A 20,618-nucleotide genomic window follows, 5' to 3' on the forward strand; every position below is an offset into this window, starting at 1 on the left:
CTTGCTCGCGAAGGCGGTGGATCAGTTGATACATGTGTTGCCTGACACACCGCTTTCGCGAGCAAGCCCGCTCCCACATTCGATCTGTGTAGGTCATCAAATCCTGTGCATAAAAAAACCGGCCTTTTGGCCGGTTTTTTATTTCAATGGGTTTAGAACGCAGCGTCCTTCAAACCGTCGAGGTAACGCTCGGCATCCAGAGCCGCCATGCAACCGGCGCCGGCCGAGGTGATAGCCTGACGGTAGACGTGGTCAGCCACGTCACCGGCAGCAAAGATACCTTCGATGTTGGTGGCGGTGGCGTTGCCTTCACGGCCGCCCTGCACAACCAGGTAACCGTCTTTGGCTTCCAGCACGCCTTCGAACAGCGACGTGTTCGGGGTGTGGCCAATGGCGATGAACACGCCGTCGACTTTCAACTCGTCGAAGCTGCCGTCGTTGTTTTTCAGGCGAGCACCGGTCACGCCCATGTTGTCGCCCAGGACTTCATCCAGGGTGGCGTTGAGCTTGAGGATGATCTTGCCTTCAGCAACACGGGCGTGCAGCTTGTCGATCAGGATCTTCTCGGCGCGGAAGGTTTCACGGCGGTGAACCAGGGTCACGGTGCTGGCGATGTTGGCCAGGTACAATGCCTCTTCCACAGCAGTGTTACCGCCACCGACCACGGCGACCGGCTTGTTGCGATAGAAGAAACCGTCGCAGGTCGCGCAGGCCGAAACGCCCTTGCCCATGAACGCTTCTTCGGAAGGCAGGCCCAGGTAGCGGGCGCTGGCGCCGGTGGCGATGATCAGCGCGTCACAGGTGTAGACGCCGCTGTCGCCGGTCAGGCTGTAAGGCTTCTTGGAGAAATCGACTTTATTGATGTGGTCAAAAACGATCTCGGTTTCAAAGCGCTCGGCGTGTTCTTTCATACGCTCCATGAGCACCGGGCCGGTCAGACCGTGGACGTCGCCCGGCCAGTTGTCAACTTCAGTGGTGGTGGTCAACTGACCGCCCGCCTGCATGCCGGTGATCAGCAGCGGCTTGAGGTTGGCCCGGGCAGCGTAGACGGCAGCGCTGTAACCGGCAGGGCCGGAACCGAGAATAATCACTCGCGAATGACGGGTATCAGACATGACTCACTCCTATCGACCACCCGGAAAACAAGGCGGCTGGAATAAAAAAGGACCGCGAAGCACTTGGGGAAGGCTTGAACTCGCAGGTCCTGAAAAATAATGGGTGCAGCGTATCGAGGGGGGCAAGATTAAGGAAATACGGAATAACAATCCAGCTCATAGGCGGTCTCTATGCAGTCGGCTCGGTTAATCGACACCTTTGTTACCTTTGATGTCCTCAAACCGACCGTGCTTTCGCGTTGATTGCAAAGCCGGTAAGGTCGGCCCGTTCGTCTTCCTGCTCGGAGTTCTCCATGCCTGCCCCTGCTCTTTCCGGCCCGCAATACCTGCGTGAAGGCCTCAAACTGGTGCTGAGCCCTGGCCTGCGTCTATTTGTACTGCTGCCATTGGCGATCAACCTGGTGCTGTTCGTCGGTTTGATCTATTTCGCCGGTCATCAGTTCAGCCTGTGGGTCGACACTTTGATGCCGACGCTGCCTGGCTGGCTGAGCTTCCTCAGCTACATCTTGTGGCCGCTGTTCGTCGTGCTGGTGGTGTTGATGGTGTTTTTCACCTTCACCATGCTCGCCAATATCATCGCGGCACCGTTCAACGGTTTTCTTGCCGAGAAGGTTGAGGTGGTAGTGCGCGGCACCGATGACTTCCCGCCCTTCAGTTGGGGTGAGCTGATTGCCATGGTCCCGCGCACCCTCGCGCGGGAAATGCGCAAGCTGGGTTACTTCCTGCCCAGGGCCATCGGCCTGTTTATCCTGTCGTTCATTCCGGTGGTCAACCTGATCGCCGCACCGCTGTGGCTGCTGTTTGGCGTGTGGATGATGGCTATCCAGTACATCGACTACCCGGCGGATAACCACAAGCTGGGCTGGAACGAGATGCTCGCCTGGCTGCGCCAGAAACGCTGGCAGAGCATGAGCTTCGGCGGCATCGTCTACCTGGTGCTGCTGGTGCCGGTGGTGAACCTGCTGATGATGCCGGCGGCAGTGGCCGGGGCCACGCTGTTCTGGGTGCGCGAGCAAGGTGCCGAGGCGATGGCACGGCAAAATGTGGCCACGTCATAAATCCATCATCCCAGTGACACAATGACGACATGGCCCACGGTGACACTGTGGGCCATGACGACAGCTTCGCTTCACATCACCCTGATTACCGAAACCTTCCCGCCGGAAATCAACGGGGTGGCCAATACCCTTGGCCGCCTGTGTGAGGGTTTGCGCGCGCGCGGCCATCAGGTGGAGTTGGTGCGCCCGCGCCAGGGTGCCGACCAGAGCCGCCCCAGCGACGACGAATTGCTGCTGTGCCGCGGCTGGCCACTGCCCGGCTACCCCGGCCTGCAATGGGGCCAGTCGTCGATGCACAAATTGCTGCGCCGCTGGACCCGCCAACGCCCGGACGTGCTGTACATCGCCACGGAAGGGCCACTGGGTTTATCCGCGTTGCGCGCAGCGCGGCGCCTGGGGATCAGCGTGGTCAGCGGGTTCCATACCAATTTCCAGCAGTATTCCAACCAATACGGTTTGAGCCTTTTGAGCCGTATGGTGACCCACTACCTGCGTTGGTTTCACAACCGCTCGAGCCTGACCCTGGTTCCCAGCGCCAGCCAGCGCCTGGAGTTGGCGCGTCGAAATTTCGAGCGTTTGGGGATGCTCGCGCGCGGCGTCGATAGCCAATTGTTCCACCCCGCCAAGCGCGATAACGCGCTGCGTGAAAGCTGGGCACTGAACAATGATCAAATCGCCGTGCTGCATGTGGGCCGACTGGCGCAGGAAAAGAACCTGGGGTTGCTCAAACGCTGCTTCGAAACCTTGCAAGACACTTACCCACTGCGTCAGATGAAACTGATCATCGTGGGTGATGGCCCGCAGCGGGCAATGATGGAAAAGGAAATGCCCGAGGCGATTTTTTGCGGCGCTCTGCGCGGCGAAGAACTGGCCCGGCATTACGCGTCCGGCGATGTGTTCCTGTTCCCCAGCCTGACCGAAACCTTCGGCAATGTGGTACTGGAAGCCATGGCCTCGGGCTTGGGGGTGGTGGCCTACGACCAGGCCGCCGCGACCCAGCATATTCGCCACGGCTATAACGGCGTGCTGGCGATGCCTGGGGATGAGGATGCGTTTTGCGATGCCGCCAACTGGCTGCTGGAGGATGCCGAGAGCTTGCGCCGCATGCGCTTGAATGCCCGCCAACACGCCAGCCGCCAGGGCTGGCCGGCAATTATCGAGCAATTCGAGCGCCACCTGCGCGAGGTGTGCGGCGAGCAACCGGTGATTGCCGCACAGTCGCGTTTGATCTGACAGGGTGTTGACTGTCAGATCACTCGCGCAGGCGCCAGTTACACCAACGTCGTCAACGCCTCACGGCTGAACGGCAGAATGTCGCCTTCACGGCCTTCACGTACCTTCACGGCCCAATCCGGGTCCACCAGCAAGGCACGGCCGACTGCCACCAGGTCGAATTCGTCGTTGTTCAGGCGTTCCAGCAGTTTCTCCAGGCTGGCGGGCTGCGCAACCTTGTCGGTGTTGACCATGAACTGCAGGAACTCACCATCCAGCCCGACACTGCCGACAGTGATGGTCGGTTTCCCGGTGAGCTGACGGGTCCAGCCCGCCAGGTTGAGGTCGGAACCTTCGAACTCCGGCTCCCAGAAACGGCGGGTGGAACAGTGGAAAATATCCACACCGGCGTCAGACAGCGGCTTGAGGAATTCCCCCAGGGCTTCAGGGGTTTGCACCAGGCGTGCGGTGTAATCCTGCTGCTTCCACTGAGAAAACCGCAGGATAATCGGGAAGTCCGGGCCCACAGCGGCACGGGTGGCCTGGATCAATTCGATGGCAAAGCGCGAGCGATTGGCCAGGCTACCGCCGTATTCATCGGTGCGCTGGTTACTGCCTTCCCAGAAGAACTGGTCCAGCAGGTAACCGTGGGCGCCGTGGATCTCCACGCCGTCCATGCCGATACGTTGCGCATCCTTGGCGGCTTGGGCAAAGGCGTTGATCACGTCCTTGATGTCCTGGGTGGTCATGCCGTGGACCACCACGTTGCCATCCTTGAGCTTTTCCATCGGACCGTAGGCCGGCACGCTCGCATCAGGCTCGGTGCCGATACGGCGCACGCTGCCCACGTGCCACAACTGCGGGACAATCTTGCCGCCTTCTGCGTGCACGGCATCGACCACTTTTTTCCAGCCAGCCAACGCGGCCTCACCGTAAAAATGCGGGACGTTCGGATAACCGTTGGAGGCTTGATGGCCGACCACCGTGCCTTCGGTGATGATCAGCCCTACGCCGGCGGCGGCGCGGCGGCGGTAGTATTCGATCACCTTCGAATTCGGCACGCCACCGGGCGAGAACGAACGGGTCATCGGTGCCATCACCACACGGCTGGACAGCTGCAATGCACCGAGCTGGAAGGGTTTGAACAAGGCTTGGACAGGCATGGGAGCACTCCACGGAAGAGGTGTTTATGATGTGGATAATATGGAGCGCGCACCGCGCTGGGTAGCACTATTGATCTGGGTGATTAAGGGGTAAAAGCGCGGGAAGTCAGGTGCTACTGGCCTGTGGTGAGGGAGGCCGCTCCCTCACCACAGGCAGGCACGAATCAGCTCAGGGCTTTTTCGATGGCCTGGACGATGGTGGTATCATCCGGCGCCGTGCGCGGCGAGAATCGCGCGAGCACACGCCCATCCTTGCCCAGCAGGAATTTTTCGAAGTTCCAGGTGATATCCCCTGGAAACTCGGCGCCCTCGCCCGCCAGCAAGCGATACAGCTGATGACGGTCGTGACCATTGACCTCAAGCTTGCTGCCCAACGGGAACGTCACGCCGTAATTCAAGCTGCAGAACGCCTGGATTTCGTCCTCGCTGCCCGGCTCCTGGCCTGCAAACTGGTTGCAAGGCAGGCCCAGCACGGTAAAACCCTGGTCTTTGTACTGCTGATAGAGGTTTTCGAGCGCCGCGTATTGCGGGGTCAAGCCACATTTGGAGGCGACGTTGACTACCAGCACAACCTGCCCTTTATAGGGCGCCAGCGGCAACTCTTGTCCGTCTAAAGCTTTGAGTTTCAGGTCGTGGAAAGCACTCATGACGAACTCCAGATATCCCATGTTCTTCGCATTGCAGCCGTTCGAGATTACAGACCGCTAGCCTGCAATCATAGACGCCGATTGAAAAACTCGCCCGCCGGTTATTGCGCCGTTGGCCAGGGCAAAATAGGAATGGCGGTGACCGCATTCTGCGGGCTGCCTTCGATCAGACGGTCGCTGTAGACCAGATACACCAGGGTATTGCGCTTCTTGTCGAGGAAGCGCACCACCTGCATGGTCTTGAACACCAGCGAGGTGCGCTCCTTGAACACCTCATCGCCGTCCTTGAGGTCACCCTTGAAGTGAATCGGGCCGACCTGACGACAGGCAATCGAGGCTTCGGCGCGGTCTTCGGCCAGGCCCAGCCCGCCTTTTACGCCGCCGGTCTTGGCGCGCGACAGGTAGCAGGTCACGCCGTCGACCTTGGGGTCATCGAACGCCTCGACCACGATCCGGTCGTTGGGGCCGACGAACTTGAATACCGTTGACACCTGACCGACTTCCTCAGCGCTGGCCAGCAGCGGCATGGCCAGCAGCAGGCCGAGCAAACCCTTCATCACTCGCATCGTGTAGTTCCTTTGTTTAGACCAGGATCAGGTTATCGCGGTGCACCAGTTCCGGCTCCGCCATGTACCCCAGTAGTCCGACAATCGCGTCAGACGATTGTCCAATAATTTTCTGCGCTTCCAGGGCACTGTAGTTGGCCAGGCCACGCGCAACCTCGCGACCATCGGGCGCCACACACACCACCATTTCCCCGCGGCGGAAGCTGCCCTGCACCAATTTGACGCCCACCGGTAACAGGCTCTTGTTGCCTTGGGACAACGCCGACACGGCGCCATCGTCCAGCACCAGCGTGCCACGGGTTTGCAGATGACCGGCCAGCCACTGTTTGCGCGCCGCCAGCATGCCGCGTTCCGGCGACAACAGCGTCCCGATGCGCTCGCCAGCCTTGAGGCGGTCCAGCACCCGCTCCAGACGCCCACCGACGATGATGGTATGCGCGCCGGAACGTGCAGCCAGGCGTGCTGCACGCAGTTTGGTCTGCATACCGCCACGGCCCAGGGCGCCGCCAACACTGCCAGCCACGGCGTCCAGCGCCGGGTCATCGGCGCGGGCTTCGTAGATCAACTGGGCGTCAGGGTTGTTGCGCGGGTCGGCGTCGAACATGCCGTCACGGTCGGTGAGGATCACCAGCAAGTCGGCTTCCACCAGGTTAGCCACCAAAGCGGCCAAGGTGTCGTTGTCGCCGAAACGGATTTCGTCGGTGACCACCGTGTCATTCTCGTTGATCACCGGGATCACCTTGAGCTCCACGAGCGCGCGCAAGGTACTGCGGGCATTGAGGTAGCGCTTGCGGTCGGACAGGTCGTCGTGGGTCAGCAGGATCTGCGCCGTGTGGCGGCCGTGCTCGGCGAAGCTGGATTCCCAGGCTTGCACCAGGCCCATCTGGCCGATGGCGGCGGCGGCTTGCAGTTCGTGCATCGCGCTGGGTCGCGCGGTCCAGCCGAGGCGGCTCATCCCGGCGGCAACAGCCCCGGACGACACCAGCACCAACTCGACACCGGCCTCATGCAAGGCCACCATCTGCTCGACCCAGACACTCATGGCTGCGCGATCCAGACCTTTGCCATCTGCCGTCAACAGCGCACTTCCGATCTTTACGACCCAGCGCTGCGCACCTGTCACTTTGCTCCGCATCATCTTCAACCTTAGAGTGAGGGCCGCGCGACCCAGCGCCGCCCATAACGTTATTCGTGACTACATTCCTGACTACGTAAAACCCAGATACCAAAACGCCGCTCAAGTGAGCGGCGCTTAAGTTTACTGCAACGAATCAGTCGCGCACGTAAATGATTTCCGGACCGTCTTCATCATCCACGTCTTCTTCGTCCCAATCATCGTCGCCGATGTCATGGACCGACTTCACGCCGCTGCGGCGCAGGGCACGCTGGTCGTCCAGGGCCTGCAACTGAGCGCGGGCTTCGTCTTCGATCTGCTGGTCGAGTTCGGCGAGCTCGGCCTTGAACACCGGGTCGGCCGCCAAGCGGTCGGCGCGGTCTTCCAGGTAACGCATGATGTCGCGGGTCAGGCGCTCGGTGCCTTCTTTGGCGATGGCCGAGATCACGTAGACAGGGCCGGTCCATTCCAGGCGATCAATGATTTCCTTGACGCGCTCCTCGTGTTCTTCTTCGAGGATCTGGTCGCATTTGTTCAGCACCAGCCAGCGATCACGCTCGGCGAGGGCCGGGCTGAACTTGGTCAGCTCGCTGACGATCACTTCGGCGGCGTCGGGTGCGCTGGTTTCGTCCAGCGGTGCCATGTCGACGAGGTGCAACAGTAAACGGGTACGCGACAAGTGCTTGAGGAAGCGAATCCCCAGGCCTGCGCCGTCGGAAGCACCTTCGATCAAACCGGGAATGTCGGCGATCACGAAGCTCTTCCAGCGGTCGACACTGACCACGCCCAGGTTTGGCACCAAGGTCGTGAACGGGTAGTCGGCGACTTTCGGCTTGGCAGCCGAAACCGAGCGAATGAAGGTACTTTTACCGGCGTTTGGCAGACCCAACAGGCCTACGTCAGCGAGTACTTTCATTTCCAGCTTCAGGTCACGTTGCTCACCCGGCTTGCCCGGCGTGGTCTGACGCGGAGCACGGTTGGTACTGGACTTGAATCGGGTGTTACCCAAACCGTGCCAGCCGCCCTGCACAACCATCAGCTTCTGGCCGGCCTTGGTCAGGTCGCCAATCACTTCCTGGGTAGCAGAGTCGATGATCGTGGTGCCGACAGGTACGCGCAGTACCAGGTCTTCGCCTTTTTTACCGGTGCAGTCGGTGCTGCCGCCGTTGGAGCCACGCTCGGCATCAAAGTGCCGGGTGTAACGGTAGTCGACCAGGGTGTTGAGGTTTTCGTCGGCCATCATGTAGATGGAACCGCCGTCACCGCCGTCACCGCCGTTGGGGCCACCGTTTTCGATGAACTTTTCGCGACGGAAACTCATGCAACCGTTACCGCCGTCGCCTGCTTTTACTCGGATGGAAACTTCATCAACGAACTTCATAACAAAACGCCTCTCGTCGCATGGACGAGCTTAAGAAACCAAGACATAAGACTCTTGCAAAAATGAGCGCAGCGACCTCAATAACGACCGCAAATCCAGCGCCTGAGCCCATTACAAACAGCTTTGCAAGAGACTCACTCCACAAACGAAAAAGCCCCGTCGCGAGACAGGGCTTTTCCAGCGATCGCGCAATTAAGCGGCGACAACGCTCACGTAACGGCGGTTGAAAGCGCCTTTTACTTCAAACTTGATCACGCCTTCGATTTTCGCGAAGAGGGTGTGATCTTTACCCATGCCAACACCGTAACCGGCGTGGAATTGGGTGCCGCGCTGACGCACGATGATGTTGCCCGGAATGATTTTCTGGCCGCCATACATCTTCACGCCAAGGCGTTTGGCTTCTGAGTCGCGACCGTTACGGGTACTACCACCAGCTTTTTTGTGTGCCATGAGTCAATTCTCCTAGTGAGGAATTAGGCTGAAATTAAGCCTGAATACCGGTGATTTTGATCTCGGTGTACCACTGGCGGTGGCCCATACGCTTCATGTGGTGCTTACGACGACGGAACTTGATGATGCGGACTTTATCGTGACGACCTTGGGAGATCACTTCAGCCACAACGGTAGCGCCAGCAACAACTGGGGCGCCGATGTTCACGTCATCGCCATTGGCGACCAACAGAACGCGATCAAAGGTAACGGATTCGCCGGTAGCGATTTCCAGTTTTTCGATCTTCAGGTATTCACCTGGGGCGACCTTGTATTGCTTGCCACCAGTAACAATTACTGCGTACGACATGGTATTTCTCCGATAATCCTGCTCACCCAGCGCTTTATAAGAAGAGGTATTGGCTGGCATGGCTGCATGGGATGGACGTCCCGAATGCAATTGCGTAAGGCAGGTGCTGCCCAGGAAGTTCAGGGTGCGCGATTGTACGCAAGGTAAATGGGTGATGCAAGTAGCCGCCAATCGCCATGAAAGCGTAGCGAGCGAAGGGAAGACAAGGAAAAAACCGGCGTGGAAGCGGAGTTTACTGGCTGTACATGAGCATTCCGAGCCTGTTTTTGACGCAGGATTACGCGCGTAGAGCCGAAGGCTCCCAGCCTGCAGTAGCTTTCACGGTGATTGGGCGCGCCTTGACACCCGGGGGTGAGGGTCCTAGCATGCCGCGCAACCCTTCTGGAGCGACTGTCGCTGATGCAACCCCAAGCTTTCTACCGCGCGGTCGCGGACGATTTTAGCGCCGTCGACGGCATCATCAAGCAGCAGCTGACGTCTAAAGTGCCGCTGGTCTCCAAAATTGGCGACTATATTACGTCGGCGGGCGGCAAACGCCTGCGTCCTTTATTAGTGTTGCTGTGCGGCAAGGCCCTGGGCCGCGAAGGCGATGACCTGCGCCTGCTGGCAGCCACTATCGAATTCCTGCACACCGCCACCCTGCTGCATGACGACGTGGTCGACATGTCCGGCATGCGCCGTGGCCGTGAGACCGCCAACGCCATGTGGGGCAATGCTCCGAGCGTGTTGGTAGGCGACTTCCTGTATTCGCGCTCGTTCGAAATGATGGTCGAGCTGGGCTCGATGCCGGTGATGAAGATTCTTTCACAAGCCACGCGCATCATCGCCGAAGGCGAAGTGTTGCAGCTGTCCAAGATCCGCGACGCCAGCACTACCGAAGAAACCTACATGGAAGTGATTCGCGGCAAAACCGCGATGCTGTTCGAAGCCTCCACCCACAGTGCCGCCGCCCTGTGTGGCGCCACTGCCGAACAGGCCGAAGCCCTGCGCACCTTTGGCGATCACCTGGGCGTGGCGTTCCAACTGGTGGATGACCTGCTCGACTACCGTGGCGACGCCGAAACCCTGGGCAAGAACGTCGGTGACGACCTGGCCGAGGGCAAACCGACCTTGCCGCTGATCTACACCATGCGCGAAGGCACGCCGGAACAGGCTGCACTGGTACGCAAAGCGATCCAGAAAGGCGGGATTGAAGACCTCGAAAGCATTCGTGCTGCCGTGGAAGCCTCGGGTTCCCTGGATTACACCGCACAATTGGCGCGTGACTACGTCGCCCGTGCCATCCAGTGCCTGGAAGCACTCCCTGCCAGCGAATACCGGGATGCCCTGGTTGAGCTGAGTGAGTTTGCGGTCGCGCGTACTCACTGATTCTGCCCCGCTTCATCTGGGAGCCGGTTTGCCTGCGATAGCGTCACCTCGGAACAACAGACACCGAGTGGGCCGCATCACAGGCAAGCCAGCGGCCCATTAGATCCAAGCCCCCACCCGACTCTAATTCCCTATATAATGTGCGACTTTTAGCCATCCTGACTTTCAAGGAGCTTTAGTGAGCACGTTGCCACCCTGCCCGAAATGCAATTCCGAATTCACCTACGAAGACGGCGCCCAGCTGATCTGCCCGGAATGCGCCCATGAGTGGTCCGCCAATGGCGAGGCCGAAGCGGCCGGTGATGAAACCGTGAAGAAAGACTCTGTAGGCAACGTCCTGCAAGACGGCGACACCATCACGGTCATCAAGGACCTCAAGGTCAAAGGCACGTCCCTGGTGGTCAAAGTCGGCACCAAGGTCAAAAACATCCGCCTGTGCGACGGCGACCACGATATCGATTGCAAGATCGACGGTATCGGCCCGATGAAACTCAAGTCTGAGTTTGTACGCAAAGTCTGAATCGGCTGCATCCATCCCGCGCCCGTCGCGGGATGGCGTTTTGCCCTCCCGGTTGATCGAACGCACTCTCCCCACAGAAAAATCAGCAAATCGCCAATAGGCACTTGCTATTCTGCTAATAAGAATTATTCTCATTGAAACCCTCAAGGAGAATGACCATGACTTATTTGATAGATGCCTGGCTGGACCGACCACACCCTTACCTGCGAATCCTGCATCGGGAAACCGGTGAAGTCTGTGCGGTGCTGGAAGAAGAAGCGCTCAATGAGCTGCAGGATCAAGGCGACCTGGACGTGAACGGCCTGAGTTCCAGTGAGCCTGGGGTGCTGAAGGAAGTGCTGCGCAACCTGTTTCTGTTCTGCTATGCCCGAGCGTTGCGCCCGGCCACGGAGCTCAATGGCAAGTTCCATCCATGAGACACCCTGCACAACCTGAGTGCACCGGCTTCATGTGGGAGCCGGGCTTGCCCGCGATCCAAACGACTCGGCCCTACCGGCTACCGAGTTGATGCCATCGCAGGCAAGCCAGCTCCCACCTGAAACCGGAGCCAACATTACCGAGTATTACAGAACGTCGAGCAGCTCAACGTCGAACACCAGAACGCTGTGCGGCGGGATGCTGCCAACGCCTTGAGCGCCGTAAGCCAGTTCGCTCGGCACGTACAGACGCCATTTGCTGCCGGCATTCATCAGTTGCAGGGCTTCGGTCCAACCAGCGATCACGCCGCCAACCGGGAATTCTGCAGGCTGGCCACGCTCGTAGGAGCTGTCGAACACGGTGCCGTCGATCAGAGTGCCGTGGTAGTGAGTACGCACTTGGTCTTCACGGGTCGGCTTGGCGCCATCACCGGCGGTCAGCACTTCAAATTGCAGACCGGAAGCCAGGGTGGTGATGCCATCACGCTTGGCGTTTTCAGCCAGGAACGCCAGGCCAGCGCCAGCAGCCGCTTCAGCCTTGGCAGCCGCTTCAGCTTGCATGATTTCGCGGATAACTTTGAAGCTGGCAGCCATTTGCTCTTGGTCAACGCGGCTTGGCTTACCTGCGAAAGCGTCGGTCAGGCCAGCCAGGATGGCGTCGATGCTAACGCCCGGTGGCGGGTTGTCGCGCAGTTGGTCGCCCAACTGACGGCCGATACCGTAGCTGACGCGGGTTTCGTCGGTGGACAGATTAACTTCGGACATGAAGAGGCTCCGCTGTAGGGCAGCACGATTTCCCGTGCCATCCAAAACTAAAAGGGCCCGCAGACTAGCACACAAGACCGGCTGCTGATCAGCCCCCCTTTGCGGCTACCAAAGGGCCAGGTCGTATGTCAGGTAGAGTCGGTAGTTGTCTCGGTCGCTGGCATAGGTCGAACGATAGGTCGCCTTGCGCAACTCCACGCCCAGGCCTTTGAAGGTGCTGTCCTGGATGACGTAGCGCAGGTTGCTGTCAGATTCCCACTCCCGCGCCTCACGCCCCTTGTAATCACCGTTGTGTCCTTTGTAATAGCGCGTCATGAAACTTAAGCCTGGCAGCACTGCGGCAAAATCGTAGTCGTAGCGCAGCATCCAGGTTTGCTCACCGGCCTGGATGAACTTGCCCACGCCGGCGTTGCTGAAGGAATACACCGTTGAGACACTGGCATAAGGCAACGCGGTGTCCCCGCTGACCTTCTGATAACCGACGCCGAACGCCTGCGCGCCCAGACGGTAGGTGAACAGCCCACTGACCATGTCACTGTCGACCTTGCCGTTGCGCGCCTCTCCTGCCTCATTGCTGATGAAATAACGCACGTCACTGGTCAGCGTACCGCTGCCCACAGGCTGTTTATGCACAAGGCCGACAAATTGCTGGCGATAGAACGCTCGCATTTCGCCGTAATACCAAGTGCCACTCAGACGTGGTGTGAAGGCATAAGTGGCACCCGCAAAATCGAAGACGCTGCCTTCCTTGCCGTTGTAGCCCTGGGGATAAATGGCCACGCTGTCGGTGGAGTTTCGCTGCTTGAACTTATCCAGATGCCCGGTGTGCAGGTACAGGTTGCGAATACCGGTGTATTCCAACTGAGCGCCCTGGAACGTCTGCGGCAGCAGGCGCCCGTCGTTTTGCACCAGCACCGGAATCTTCGGCAACAACGTGCCGGCTTTGACCACGGTATCGCCCCAACGCATCTTCAGGGTGACGCCTAAACTGGAGAACTCGCTGGCCGCGTGACCGTCATCGTGCACCGGCAATAAACCGGTGCCGGCATGGGTGGGGCTGGAGTCAAGGCGCAGGCCTGTCAGCCCCAACGCGTCCAGGCCAACCCCCACCGTGCCCTCGGTATAACCCGACTGCAGGTTGAGCAAAAAGCCCTGCGCCCACTCCTTGCGATCCTCGCCACCCTCACGGTAATCGTCGTTGAAGTAAAAGTTACGCAAGGTCAATCGGCCCTGGGAGTCCTCCCAGAAACCCTGAGCCAGAAGCACCGGTGACAGGCTCGCCAACACGCCCATCGAGGCGATTTTCCCCCGCGTGAATAACTCGCGCATAACTGTTTCCTCAATGCCTGTTGTGGTTTTTTTATGGGCAGTTGCACCGCGCGATGCACTGGACGGCACGTCGCGTTGGAGCGGACACTAACGGCTCATCGAAAGCCCCACAACGTTATGCGAGATGCGCATCAGGCTATGCGCAAAGCACCGCTCACCCCTCGCAACCGACAGGAAAACCACGGTGAATCTCAAGCAGCTCGAAGCCTTCAAGGCGATCATGTCCACCGGCTCGACCATCGGCGCGGCCACGCGCATGGGCCTATCGCAATCGGCCGTCAGCCGCCTGTTGAGCCAGCTGGAAGAGGCCTTGGGGTTCGCCTTGTTCCTGCGCAAAAAAGGCCGCCTGATGGCCACCGCAGAAGCAGAAGAGTTGTTGATGGAAGTCGCCGGCCTGGTGGACGGCATGCAACGTATCCAACGCCTGGCTGACGAGATGCGCGTGGGCCGCTCGCGCAAGAGCCTGCTCAAGGTCGCAGTTCCCACCAGCATGACCCAGGAGCTGTTGCCACGCATCGTCGCGGAGTTTCTCAAAAGTCATGAGGACATCGTCGTCGAGTTGCTGACCGGCTCGTATGACATGATCGAGCGCGCCGTGCTGGATCGCTCAGCCGACTTGGGTTTTGTGCGATTGCCGACGGAAATTCCCGGCTTCGACATCGAGCCCGTGCTCCAAACCGAGGGCGTTTGTGTGATGCCCGTCGACCACCCACTGACCCGCCACGCCTGTATCGAGGTGCAGCATTTGCGCAATCTGCCGCTGGTCATGCTGGGACGACAAAGGGCCTTGCGGGCGGAGCTGAACCAAGTGTTTCGCGCCGCCAACCTCACGCCGCAAGTGCGTGTCGAAGTGCACTCGGTGGGGGCGGCTTGCAGCTTTGTCGCCGAAGGCCTCGGGGTGTCGATCGTCAACGGTTTGCTGGCCAGCCACTTCCTGCATTTACCGATCGTTACCCGGCCTTTTCGCCCAAGGCTGCCCTACTCTTTCGGCCTGGCCTATCGCGCTGACGAGCCACGCCCACCACTGGTGACGGCGTTCGCCGAGCATCTCAAACAGCGCCTGAACGCACAAAACGCATAGCCCAATCCAGCCTGCGCATAACGTTGTCGCCAGCAAAACTTTGCCCTAGTGTCCGCTCCACACGCGTCACTCCCCCATAACAAAAACGGCGAACGCCGGGGCAGCCAGCATGAGCGAATCACAGATCATCCCCACCCAAACGGTGGTGGCAAAACCCATGCAACGCAAACAGATCAACCCGGCCATTATTCTGCTGAGCATCGTCTTGCTTGCCGTGGCCTTCACCTACGCGGTGAACGCAGGCAAGTTCGAGCGCCAGAATGGGCTGGTGGTACCGGGCTCTTATCAGGTGCTGGAAAAACACGACAGCCTGAGCCAACTGTTTGCGCTGGAGCCGCGCAAGGCTGGCGATACGACGGCCCGCCCGGTGTCGCTGGTCGAAGGGTTCATGGCCATCCCCCAAGGCATCGAGAAACGCGCGGCGCTGATTTTCATGGTGTTGTTCATCGGTGGCATGTTCGGCGTGTTGAACAAGGCCGGTGTCATCGATGCCGGGCTGGAGCGCCTGCTGGGTTTGACCCGAGGCAATATCTACGTGCTGGTGCCGAGCCTGATGCTGGTGTTTTCCGCTGGCAGTACGTTCATGGGCTTGGCCAAGGAGTTCATTCTGATCGTGCCGCTGATGGTCGCCATGGCCAACCGGCTGGGGCTGTCGAACCTGATTGGGCTGGCCATCGTCGCGATCTCGGTGAAGATCGGCTACCTGGCGTCGATCTCCAATCCGGTGGCGTTGTCCGTCGCCCAGCCGATGGTCGGGTTGCCGATATTCAGTGGTTTGAGCATGCGCGTATGGGCCTACTGCAGCTTCCTGCTGGTGGGCATTGCGTTCGTGTTGTGGAGTATTCGCCAGCACGGTTTCGATGCGACGGCGCAGATAACCTTCGAACGTAACCCCTTGCCCACGCGCCACCTGATCAATCTGCTCGTGCTGCTGATGGGCATCGGTTTTCTGGTCTACGCCTCCAACCGCTGGGCATGGAAATACCATGAGCTGTCGGCGTTCTACTTGCTCCTGACCGTGACGTTCAGTGTGATCGCCGGGCTGGGTGCCAGCGTCGCCGCCAGCGCGTTTGTCGATGGCATGAAGAAAGTATTGATTGCCGGGGTGCTGATCGGCCTGGCCACCGCCGTGGAGATCATCCTCAGCACTGGCCAGGTACTGGACACCATCGTCAACAGCCTTGCCAACCTGGTGGGCGACCACGGCCCGATTGTGTCGGCCTATGGCATGTTCTTCGCGCAACTGGGCTTGGATGTGCTGATCCCGTCGACGTCGGGCCAGGCTGCGGTGACCATGCCAATCTTCGGCCCGCTGGGCCAACTGTCTGGCGTCAGCCCACAGACCACAGTGTTCGCCTTTCTGATGGGCAATGGCCTGACCAACATGATCACCCCGACCTCCAGCGGCCTGCTGGTGTTACTGGCCACCGCTAACGTCGGCTGGGGCCAATGGGCACGCTATATCCTGCCGCTGTTCCTGATCTACGCCGTGCTGGCGATGGTGTTGTTGGCCGTCGCGGTCACGAGCGGGTACTGAGTCGATGAGTGTTCTCCCCATGCACACCCTGCACAACCAAATGGTTCCGATGCGTGATGGCATCCACCTGGCCACCGATATCTATTTGCCGGCCGGCAGCGACGGCCCTTTTCCAGTCGTCATCGAACGCACGCCGTACGACAAGAGCAAACCCTCACGCTCGGAAAAACAGCTGGACGGCCAACACCTCTCCCGCGAACAGATGGCAGCGCGTTTGACTGAACGAGGCTTCGTCGCCATCTTCCAGGACTGCCGAGGGCGCTATGCCTCCGAAGGGCTGTTCACCAAATACACCGCCGAGGGCGAAGACGGTTTTGACACCTTGGCCTGGATCGTCCGGCAGCCCTGGTGCAACGGCAAAATTGGCAGCATGGGCCTGTCTTACGCCGCGCATACCCAACTGGCGATGGCCTGCCTGCACCCACCTGGTTTGAGCAGCATGGTGCTCGACAGCGGCGGCTTCGCCAACGCTTACCAGTGCGGGATTCGCCAGGGCGGCGCATTCGAACTCAAACAGGCTACGTGGGCCTTTCGCCAGGCCAAGGAAAGCCCGGCTGCCCTGGCCGACCCACACATTCGTCAAGCGCTGGAGCACGAGGATATCGACCAGTGGTTTACCCGTATGCCCTGGCAACCCGGCCAGTCGCCTTTGCGCCATGTACCGGAATACGAGGCTTACCTACTGGACCAATGGGCCCAGGGCGACTTCAGTGACTATTGGCGCAAGTCGGGTATCTACGCCGAAGGCCATTATTCGCGGTTGCCCGATATTCCCGTGCTGTTCATGTCCAGCTGGTACGACGCGTATGTCAGCTCCACCCTGGCCAACTACAACGCCTTTGAACACAACGGCACAGCCAACCTTCGACTGGTGATGGGCCCGTGGCTGCATGGCGACCGCAATATCAGCCACAGCGGTGATGTGGAGTTCGGGCCGCAGGCGGTGTTCGATGGCCAGGTTGATCGAGACTGGCTGAGTTGCCGTCTGGCGTGGTTCGAGCAATCCCTCAAACCGTCGCCTCAGCCCGCAAAGGCCCGTGTGGATGTTTTTCTGATGGGCGGCGGCAACGGCAAACGCGACCACAACGGCCGCCTGCAACACGGCGGACGCTGGCTGCAATCGACGCAATGGCCATTGCCGGGCAGCCAGGCGCTGACCCTGTACTTGAATGCGCAAACACAACTGACGCAGAGCGCTCCATCCGACCTCGACGCTCACATGAGCTACATCGCCGACCCCGCTCACCCGGTTCCGACCATTGGTGGCGCGCTGACCTCCGGCGCCCCGGTATTTGTGGGCGGTGCTTTCGATCAACGTGAACGCGCCGACTTCTTCGGCACCCGAGGCGACAACAGCCCACTCAACGAACGCGAAGATGTACTGAGTTTCCAGACCGAACCACTCGACGAAGACCTGATCGTTGCGGGCAGCGTACAGATCGAGTTGTGGATCGACAGCAACGCGCCCGACACCGATTTCACCGCCAAGCTGGTGGACGTGTATCCACCGAGCATCGATTATCCGGACGGCTTCGCGATGAACATTACCGATGGCATCCGGCGCTGCCGCTATCGCGAATCCTGGGAACAGCCGACGCTGCTCACGCCTGGCGAGCGGGTCAAGGTGCTGATCGAGCCCTTTGCCACCTGCAACCTGTTCAAACGCGGCCATCGAGTGCGCCTGGACATTGCCAGCAGCAATTTCCCGCGCTTTGACGTCAACCCCAACAGCGGCGAACCCTCAGGCCAGGCCAGTCACCCGCGGGTCGCACGCAATACCGTGCACCTGAGCCAGGGGGCTGCGTCTTGCCTCAGGCTGACCGTGGTGCCCGCCGCCCTACTGTGAGCCCCGAAGGGTCGCCATTGCTGCCAGGCAATGGCGACCCTTCGTCGCACCGGTAAGAAAAGTATTTCAGATTCATCGCCTGCCGCCGATACAGCGCTACACACTTTGGCTGGCTCAAACAACAACACCGTCCAGCAGACAAACATCATTCTTGCGGAGCATTCGATGAATAGCTGGTTCGGCAACATCAGCGTCAACCTCAAACTCGGCCTGGGCTTCGGCCTGGTACTGGTCCTCACCTCGATCCTGGCACTGACTGGCTGGACCAGCCTGGGCAGCCTGATCGACCGTAGCAACTGGATGAGCGACATCACCCAGCTCAACGCCTCCCTGACCAAGCTGCGGATCGTGCGCCTGTAATACATGCTGGCAAACGGCGATGAGGCTGTGGCACAGAACGTACAGACCAGCCTGGACGCCTTCGCAGCCCAGCAACAGAAGCTGCTGGACAGTTTCAAAAGCCCGGAAAACCTCAAACTGCTCAATGAGCAAAAAGCCGTCATCACTGCCTACCAGCAGTCGCTGAACAAAATGCGTGAGGCCTACCGTAACGGCAACGCCGCGCGCCAGGTCATGGGCGACAAGGCTGATATTGCCAACGCCCAGATCAACGCACTGGGCACCAGCGTGCAGCAGATGCCCGACAGCCCGGAGCGCTACACCCAATACCAGGCCATCACCAACGCCAAGGAAGAATTCCAGCTGGCCCGCTATGACGTGCGCGGTTACACCAACACCGTCAACGCAGAGACCGAAGCCCGCGCCGCAGCGCAAATCGAGAAAGCCATCGGTGGTTTGAAAGGCCTCAACGCAGCGTTCGGCACCAGCCAACAAAGCGCGCTGACCTCACTGGAAGCCGCGCTGGGTGCCTATCGCAGCGCTGTGCAGAGTTACAAGGCGGCCAACGCCAACATCGTCAGCGCCCGTGCGGAAATGACCACGCAAGGCGCCGATATCGTCACCATCAGCGACAAGCTGTATGACATTCAGCTTGATCGCCGCGACGCCGAAAGCGCCCAGGCCCGCAGCCTGCAGTTGATCAGCACGTTGCTCGCGCTGCTGGTCGGCATCATCGCGGCCCTGGTGATTACCCGCCAGATCACGCGCCCGATCCAGGAAACCCTGGCCGTGGTCGAACGTATCGCTTCCGGCGACCTGAGCCACAACATCCAAGTGACCCGTCGCGATGAACTGGGCGTATTGCAACAAGGCATCCAGCGCATGGGCACCACCCTGCGTGAATTGATCAGCGGTATTCGTGATGGCGTGACTCAGATCGCCAGCGCCGCGGAAGAACTGTCGGCCGTTACCGAGCAGACCAGTGCCGGCGTCAACAGCCAAAAGATCGAGACCGATCAAGTCGCCACCGCGATGCATGAAATGACGGCTACCGTGCAGGAAGTTGCGCGCAACGCCGAGCAGGCCTCCCTGGCCGCTGCCGACGCTGACGGCCAAGCCCGCGCAGGCGACAAAGTCGTGGCCGAGGCCATTGCCCAGATCGAGCGCCTGGCCGCCGAAGTGGCACGCTCTACCGACGCCATGACGCACCTGCAACAAGAGAGCAACAAGATCGGCAGCGTGATGGACGTGATCAAGGCCGTGGCTGAGCAGACCAACCTGCTGGCGCTGAACGCAGCGATTGAAGCGGCGCGTGCCGGTGAAGCCGGTCGTGGGTTTGCCGTGGTTGCCGACGAAGTCCGTGGCCTGGCCCAGCGCACCCAAAAATCCACCGAAGAAATCGAAGGCCTGGTCGCTGGCTTGCAGAACGGCACCCAGCAAGTGGCCATGGTGATGAACAACAGCCGCAGCCTCACCGACAGCAGCGTCGAGCTGACCCGGAAGGCCGGTGTATCGCTGGAAAACATCACCCGTACGGTGTCGAACATCCAGTCGATGAACCAGCAAATTGCAGCGGCGGCGGAACAGCAAAGTGCCGTGGCTGAAGAAATCAGCCGCAGCATCGTCAACGTGCGGGATGTGTCGGAGCAGACCGCCACCGCGAGTGACGAGACGGCCAAGTCGAGCGTGGAACTGGCGCGTTTGGGCAGCCAGTTGCAGCAGATGGTCAGCCACTTCCGGGTTTAAAAAATCAAAAAAGCCGCCTCGACTTAAGCCGAGGCGGCTCCACTTCTCAGACCTTACAGGTCATCAAAGCTGTCCCGCAGGAATGTCCACACGTGATAAACACGCAAGGCATTCACTACGAGGTTCCACGTACGTCGTACAAACTTGGACATACTCGGCCCTCCCTGAGTTGGGCCTTACCTCCAGCGCACTTACCGGAACACGTGAACCTTCAGACGCAGGTCGATTGCGCCTTTTGAGGCGGCCGGGCTAATGGTCCTCCCGCATCAATCCGGCACGGATTACTAGCCCGTGGCGGTCGGTCCAGAATTCGCGCGCATACCCGGCTCACCTAAAAAGCGACAAACGCAGAACGGGAAAAATCCTAACCAACATTCCCGTCTAAGGTGTGTCAAACAGTGGTCAAATATCCAGTATCGCCCGATAGATTCATTGCAAGCTTTTGCAGTCAAATCAGGTAAGACAAAGATGCCTAAAGTATCCATGCTGGCCATCTTTTCGTCTTGCGTGATGACATGGCCAACGGTAGTATCTGGCTGCGGGTCGATTGCGTCTTTTGAGATAGCAACCCAGTCGCAAACTGGTTTGCAATAAAAAACCGCCCTACTAAGGCGGT

The 20,618-nt window shown here is 59.7% G+C and carries 19 protein-coding genes and 1 pseudogene; 10 read left to right on the top strand and 10 right to left on the bottom strand.

Features of this window, described 5'->3' with window-relative positions; all coding sequences use genetic code 11:
* Positions 1–152: 152 nt before the first annotated feature.
* The gene (trxB, locus tag A7D21_RS26620) at positions 153–1,115 is read right to left on the bottom strand and encodes a thioredoxin-disulfide reductase (protein WP_025858049.1); all 963 of its coding nucleotides are present in this window, start codon (positions 1,113–1,115) and stop codon (positions 153–155) included.
* A gap of 293 nt (positions 1,116–1,408) precedes the next feature.
* Here trxB and cysZ point away from each other — a divergent pair, with 293 nt between their 5' ends.
* Together cysZ and A7D21_RS26630 are read left to right on the top strand one after the other, a co-directional pair.
* Entirely contained in the window at positions 1,409–2,173 is a 765-nt protein-coding gene (cysZ, locus tag A7D21_RS26625; RefSeq protein WP_069553087.1) for a sulfate transporter CysZ, read from the top strand.
* A 54-nt stretch (positions 2,174–2,227) separates the two neighbouring features.
* A complete protein-coding gene (locus tag A7D21_RS26630; RefSeq protein ID WP_069553088.1) occupies positions 2,228–3,406 on the top strand; it encodes a glycosyltransferase family 1 protein in 1,179 nt (392 codons plus the stop codon).
* Positions 3,407–3,444: 38 nt separating this feature from the next.
* Here A7D21_RS26630 and A7D21_RS26635 read toward each other — a convergent pair whose 3' ends face one another.
* From A7D21_RS26635 to rplU, 7 genes are all read right to left on the bottom strand, one after another.
* On the bottom strand, positions 3,445–4,548 hold the full coding sequence (locus tag A7D21_RS26635; protein ID WP_069553089.1) for an NADH:flavin oxidoreductase: 1,104 nt from the start codon (positions 4,546–4,548) through the stop codon (positions 3,445–3,447).
* Between the two features lie 164 nt (positions 4,549–4,712).
* Positions 4,713–5,195 (bottom strand): glutathione peroxidase, encoded by a 483-nt coding sequence (locus A7D21_RS26640; RefSeq protein WP_069553090.1) that lies wholly within the window; start codon positions 5,193–5,195, stop codon positions 4,713–4,715.
* 101 nt (positions 5,196–5,296) lie between these two features.
* Entirely contained in the window at positions 5,297–5,761 is a 465-nt protein-coding gene (locus A7D21_RS26645; protein ID WP_053257944.1) for a CreA family protein, read from the bottom strand.
* Between the two features lie 16 nt (positions 5,762–5,777).
* Positions 5,778–6,896, bottom strand: coding sequence for a glutamate 5-kinase (proB, locus tag A7D21_RS26650; RefSeq protein WP_053257945.1), 1,119 nt, complete (start codon positions 6,894–6,896; stop codon positions 5,778–5,780).
* Positions 6,897–7,032: 136 nt separating this feature from the next.
* Positions 7,033–8,256 carry an Obg family GTPase CgtA gene (gene cgtA / locus A7D21_RS26655; protein WP_069553091.1) on the bottom strand — a complete coding sequence of 408 codons (1,224 nt, stop codon included), beginning with the start codon at positions 8,254–8,256 and terminating at the stop codon, positions 7,033–7,035.
* Between the two features lie 192 nt (positions 8,257–8,448).
* Entirely contained in the window at positions 8,449–8,706 is a 258-nt protein-coding gene (gene rpmA / locus A7D21_RS26660) for a 50S ribosomal protein L27 (RefSeq protein WP_003176049.1), read from the bottom strand.
* Positions 8,707–8,740: 34 nt separating this feature from the next.
* Entirely contained in the window at positions 8,741–9,055 is a 315-nt protein-coding gene (rplU, locus tag A7D21_RS26665; protein WP_003176051.1) for a 50S ribosomal protein L21, read from the bottom strand.
* 399 nt (positions 9,056–9,454) lie between these two features.
* Here rplU and A7D21_RS26670 point away from each other — a divergent pair, with 399 nt between their 5' ends.
* From A7D21_RS26670 to A7D21_RS26680, 3 genes are all read left to right on the top strand, one after another.
* Positions 9,455–10,423, top strand: coding sequence for a polyprenyl synthetase family protein (locus tag A7D21_RS26670; RefSeq protein ID WP_069553092.1), 969 nt, complete (start codon positions 9,455–9,457; stop codon positions 10,421–10,423).
* 178 nt (positions 10,424–10,601) lie between these two features.
* The gene (locus A7D21_RS26675) at positions 10,602–10,943 is read left to right on the top strand and encodes a zinc ribbon domain-containing protein YjdM (protein WP_053257948.1); all 342 of its coding nucleotides are present in this window, start codon (positions 10,602–10,604) and stop codon (positions 10,941–10,943) included.
* Between the two features lie 158 nt (positions 10,944–11,101).
* A complete protein-coding gene (locus A7D21_RS26680) occupies positions 11,102–11,359 on the top strand; it encodes a hypothetical protein (protein ID WP_053257949.1) in 258 nt (85 codons plus the stop codon).
* Positions 11,360–11,506: 147 nt separating this feature from the next.
* Here the strand turns inward: A7D21_RS26680 and A7D21_RS26685 are convergent, their stop codons facing one another.
* Positions 11,507–12,124 (bottom strand): FKBP-type peptidyl-prolyl cis-trans isomerase, encoded by a 618-nt coding sequence (locus A7D21_RS26685; protein ID WP_053257950.1) that lies wholly within the window; start codon positions 12,122–12,124, stop codon positions 11,507–11,509.
* 105 nt (positions 12,125–12,229) lie between these two features.
* A complete protein-coding gene (locus A7D21_RS26690; RefSeq protein WP_053257951.1) occupies positions 12,230–13,453 on the bottom strand; it encodes an OprD family porin in 1,224 nt (407 codons plus the stop codon).
* Positions 13,454–13,637: 184 nt separating this feature from the next.
* Between A7D21_RS26690 and A7D21_RS26695 the strand changes: the two genes are divergently transcribed.
* From A7D21_RS26695 to A7D21_RS36700, 5 genes and pseudogenes are all read left to right on the top strand, one after another.
* Positions 13,638–14,534 (top strand): LysR family transcriptional regulator, encoded by an 897-nt coding sequence (locus A7D21_RS26695; protein WP_053257952.1) that lies wholly within the window; start codon positions 13,638–13,640, stop codon positions 14,532–14,534.
* A 109-nt stretch (positions 14,535–14,643) separates the two neighbouring features.
* Entirely contained in the window at positions 14,644–16,071 is a 1,428-nt protein-coding gene (locus A7D21_RS26700) for a YfcC family protein (RefSeq protein WP_053257953.1), read from the top strand.
* A 19-nt stretch (positions 16,072–16,090) separates the two neighbouring features.
* A complete protein-coding gene (locus tag A7D21_RS26705) occupies positions 16,091–17,917 on the top strand; it encodes a CocE/NonD family hydrolase (RefSeq protein ID WP_053257954.1) in 1,827 nt (608 codons plus the stop codon).
* 300 nt (positions 17,918–18,217) lie between these two features.
* A pseudogene (locus tag A7D21_RS36695) lies at positions 18,218–19,099 on the top strand (methyl-accepting chemotaxis protein); the annotation flags it as partial.
* A 198-nt stretch (positions 19,100–19,297) separates the two neighbouring features.
* A complete protein-coding gene (locus A7D21_RS36700; protein ID WP_371859234.1) occupies positions 19,298–20,002 on the top strand; it encodes a methyl-accepting chemotaxis protein in 705 nt (234 codons plus the stop codon).
* Positions 20,003–20,618 lie beyond the last annotated feature (616 nt).

The sequence above is a fragment of the Pseudomonas sp. AP19 genome (assembly GCF_001728855.1).
Lineage (GTDB): Bacteria > Pseudomonadota > Gammaproteobacteria > Pseudomonadales > Pseudomonadaceae > Aquipseudomonas > Aquipseudomonas fluorescens.